Below are 3,332 nucleotides of genomic sequence, written 5' to 3'. Positions count from 1 at the left end.
GGCGCCGTCCGCCCTGCCCTCCGCCGTCCTCCCCACCGCAGCCGCCGCGCCGGCCGCGGTCGCCGTGCCGTCCGGCGCGACGCCGGGGGAGCACGTCGGCTCCTACGCGGTCAGGCTGGACCTGGGCGCGGACGGGCTGCTACGCGTCCACGAGGAGATCGCCTACGACTTCGGCGGCTCGTCCGGACGGCACGGCATCGAGCGGAGCATCCCCGCCCGCCGGGTGAGGATCGAGCACGTCCGGGTCGCCAGCACCGACGCGCCCGCCGCGAGCAGGGTCAGCGACCGGGGGAGCCGGACCGACATCCGCGTCGGCGACCCGGCGCGGACGGTCACCGGGCTGCGGCACTACACGATCGACTACGACGTCCGGCACGCCGTCGCCTCGGACACCCTGGACTGGAACGCCGTCGGCACCGAGTGGACGGTGCCCATCGACACGGCGACCGTCACGCTCACGGGCCCGGCCGCGTTCCGCTCGCTGGACTGCCGCGCCGGTCCGCCCGACGCGAGGACGCCCTGCGCCGGTCCCGGACGCACCGGCGGCGGCACCGCGACGTTCACGCAGAGCCTCGGGGCGGGCCAGGGCATCACCGTGCGGGCGGCGTTCCCGGCCGGGACGGTGCGGAACCAGCGGCCCGGCCCCTTCGCGGTCTCGGTCGGCGTCCCCGGCGCGACGGCGCTCGGGCTGGCGCTGCTGGTCGCGCTCTCGGGCGTCGGGCTGCGGCTGTCCGACCGGTGGCGCCGCCGCAGGCTGCCCGCGTCCGTGCCGCGCGACGCCGTGCCCCCGGCCGAGGTCGGAAGCCTCCCGAACGGCATCGAGCCGTGGGACCCGCTCGCCGTCGTCGCGCTCGACCTGGCCGTCCGCGGCGAGCTGCGCGTCGCCGACGACGGACGGCGGGTCACGCTCACCCGCGTCCGCGCCGACACCGGCGGCCTGCCGGACGACGAGCGCGCCTTCCTCAAGGCGCTCTTCGACGACGGGGACACCGCCGAGGCAGGGCCGTCCGCGCGGGAACGGCTCCAGCGGACCGAGCGCCGCATCCTCAACGCGAGCCGGGAGCGCGGACGCCGCCACCGGCGCTCCTGGCTGGTCAACACCCGCTGGATCCTGGTCCCCGCGTGCTGGCTCGTCGGGATCGCCGGATTCGTCCTGGTCCTTGCGGGCCTGCGGGCGGACGGCGGCTTCGACGACCGGTCGGCGGCCGGAACCGCGCTGGTCCTCCTCGCGGTCGCGACCGGCCTGCTCTGGCCGAGGAACCCCGTCACGCGGCGCGGCCAGGCGCTGAGCGTCCGGTACCAGCGGTATCTCCACAGCCTGTGGACGCGGCGCGGCGAGCCCGACGCCGAGCGCCACCTCCCGTACGCCGCCGCGACGGGCCAGCGGTCCTGGATGACGGCGTTCTTCCGGGCGCGGACGGCGGACGGGTCGCTGCCGTCCTGGTACTCCTACACCGGCGGTCCGGACGAGGCCGAGGAGCGGTTCGTCGCGCTCGTCCACATGTTCGTGGGCAAGGCGCGGCCGTCCCGGTACGAGCAGCGCTCCCGTCCGGCTTCTTCCAGGAGGAAGAAGCGCCGCACGTCCGGCAGCGGCGGCTACGGGGGGTACGGCGGCGGTCTGGGAGGCGTCCACGGCGGCGGGGGTTTCGGCGGCGGTCACGGCGGTGGTGGCGCGGACGGCGGCGGAGGCGGCGGCTCCTGGTGACTCCCCGGCGACTCCCGGACGGCGGAGTCACGAGGCGGGCCGAGCCGAGCGGAACGGCCCGTGACGCTCAAGCGCCACGGGCCGTTCCGCGTCCGGGGAGCGTCAGCCCAGCTGGTTCTGGATGGCGTTCAGTCCCGCCTGCGCGATGGACTCGTCGATCGAACCCTGCGGTGCGCCGCCCACGCCGATGCCCGCGATCGGCGCGCCCCCGGACGCGACCGGTACGCCGCCCGCCAGGAACAGCGTCCCCGGGATGTCCTTCACGGTCGGGCCCGTCCCGGTCGCGTTCTGGGCGAGCTTGGACGTCGGCTGCCCCCAGGCGACCGCCGTGTACGCCTTGCGCTTGGCCGACTCGACGGTCTGCGGGCCCGCGCCGTCGTCCTTCACGACCAGCTTCAGGTCGCCGGACCGGTCCACGATCGCGATGGCGACGCGCTGGTGCTGCCTGGCGGCCTCCTTCCGCGCCGCGTCCGCGACCTTCATCGCGGCGTCGGCGGTGAGGGCGCGGGTCTGGGTCACGGCGCCACCGCTCTTCGCGGGGGCGGCCGGGGCGGCGTCGGCGGTCGCCGCCGACATCGCCACGGCGCCGCCCACCAGCGCCACGCCCGCCGTCATGCCCACGATGTTCCGGAAACTCTTCACAGTGATCGATCCCTTCCGTTGTGCGATGTCCCCAGCCTCGCCACCGCGGAGCCCCCTGCCATCGCAAGGACGGTTGGGTCCGGCATCAACCGAACGATGGATGCCCCGGCGCCCCGTCCGCCCCGCCGCGCCGAGTAGCGTGCGGAAGGAGGGGAGGGAAAACCTGTGACCAGCGTGAACGCCAAGGCCGATAGCGCGGCGCCGTCCGGCGGGGCCGAGCGTGCGGGACGCGCCGTCCGGACGCCGGAGGGGCGCATCGACCTGGCCATGCACGCGGCGTTCTTCCTGCTGCTGGCCTCCTCCGCGTCCCGGTTCGCCGCCCGGCACGGAGCGGGGGAGGGGACGTGGCCGAAGTACGCGCTCTGCGGGCTGCTCGCCCTCCTCTACGCCGCCGGGACGCTCCTGTGGGACCGGCTCGGCCGCCGCGGCCTGCTGGCCTGGCTGGCCGCCGTGACGGCGGTGTGGCTGTCGCTGGTGCTGGTCGCGCCCAGCTTCGCCTGGTGCGCGCCGCCGCTGTACTTCGCCGCGCTGCGCCTGCTCAGCCGCCGCACGGCCGTCGCCGGCGCGGTCGTCGTCACCGCCGCCGTGGTGTTCGCCCAGCTCAGGCTGACGCCGACGTTCGACCTCAGCCTGGTGCTCGCGCCGGTCGCGGTGTCCGGGATGATCCTGGTGATCTTCCTGGAGCTGCACCGGACGGCGGACGCCCTCGCCCGCTCCCAGCGCGCGGCCGGGATCCTGAGCGAGCGGCAGCGGCTGTCCCGGGAGATCCACGACACCCTCGCGCAGGGCCTGACCAGCATGGGAATGCTGCTCCAGGCCGCTGACCGCGCCTTCGGCTCCGACCCGGAGACCGCCCGCGGGCTCGTCCGGCGGGCCGCGGCCGAGGCGGCCGGGAACCTGGACGAGGCGCGCCGGTTCGTCCGCGCGCTGGCCCCGTCCGACCTCGCCGCCGGGTCGCTGCCGCACGCGCTGCGCTCGCTGGCCG

The 3,332-nt window shown here is 76.2% G+C and carries 3 protein-coding genes; 2 read left to right on the top strand and 1 reads right to left on the bottom strand.

Features of this window, described 5'->3' with window-relative positions; translation table 11 throughout:
• Window positions 1–1,705, top strand: a 1,705-nt coding sequence (locus DZF91_RS26295) for a DUF2207 domain-containing protein (RefSeq protein ID WP_158588053.1), incomplete at its 5' end; no start/stop codon positions are given.
• 102 nt (window positions 1,706–1,807) lie between these two features.
• Here the strand turns inward: DZF91_RS26295 and DZF91_RS26285 are convergent.
• Window positions 1,808–2,347, bottom strand: coding sequence for a GlcG/HbpS family heme-binding protein (locus DZF91_RS26285; protein WP_235834576.1), 540 nt, complete (start codon window positions 2,345–2,347; stop codon window positions 1,808–1,810).
• Window positions 2,348–2,512: 165 nt separating this feature from the next.
• On the opposite strand from DZF91_RS26285, the gene DZF91_RS26280 reads away from it, so the two are divergent.
• Window positions 2,513–3,332, top strand: an 820-nt coding sequence (locus DZF91_RS26280; protein WP_199486903.1) for a sensor histidine kinase, incomplete at its 3' end; no start/stop codon positions are given.

The organism is Actinomadura logoneensis (assembly GCF_003428695.1).
Classification (GTDB): domain Bacteria; phylum Actinomycetota; class Actinomycetes; order Streptosporangiales; family Streptosporangiaceae; genus Spirillospora; species Spirillospora logoneensis.
Note: the sequence above shows the minus strand (reverse complement) of the source record. Positions and strands in the feature narration are given on the sequence as shown.